The sequence below is a fragment of the Arhodomonas sp. KWT genome, assembly GCF_010993615.1.
The window spans coordinates 1-656 of record NZ_WNXE01000931.1 but is presented as its reverse complement, the minus strand read 5'-3'; the positions used below and the strand labels follow the sequence as shown (position 1 = coordinate 656).

1 pseudogene is annotated in these 656 nt (G+C 71.3%); it reads right to left on the bottom strand.

Going from position 1 to position 656, the window contains the following annotated elements:
• Nucleotides 1-656, bottom strand: a pseudogene (locus tag G7A99_RS23370) (excinuclease ABC subunit A); the annotation flags it as partial.

Sequence of the window (656 nt, the reverse complement as noted above, 5' to 3'; positions counted from 1 at the left end):
ACGATGGCGTCCGCGGTCTGCGCGCGGATGGGGATGTCGCAGTCCGGGCAGTGCTGGGTGCCGAGCTTGACGAAGAGCAGCCGCAGGAAGTGGTAGATCTCCGTCATGGTGGCGACCGTGGACTTGCGCCCGCCGCGGCTGGTGCGTTGCTCGATGGCCACGGTCGGGGGAATGCCGAAGATCGCGTCCACGTCCGGGCGCGAGGCGGGCTGGACGAACTGGCGGGCGTAGGCGTTCAGGGACTCCAGGTAGCGCCGCTGGCCCTCGTTGAAGAGGATGTCGAAGGCCACGGTGGACTTGCCGGACCCCGAGATCCCGGTAATCACCGTCAGCCGGTTGTGGGGCACGTCCACGTCGATGCCCTTGAGGTTATGCTCCCGGGCGTGATGGACGTGGATGGCGTCGCGCCGGTAGGCGGGTGCGGCGACGTCCGCCACCGCCGCTGCCGCGGCGTCGGCCCCGCCGGTCCCGGTGCCGTCGCCGTAGGCGCGCAGCGCCGCGCCGGTGTGGCTGTCCGGGGAGGTCATGACCGTGGCCGGCGGGCCGTGGGCGATAAGCTCGCCGCCGCGGTCCCCGCCTTCGGGGCCGAGGTCGACGATCCAGTCGGCGCTGCGGATGACGTCGAGGTTGTGCTCGATGACCACCAGCGAGTGGCC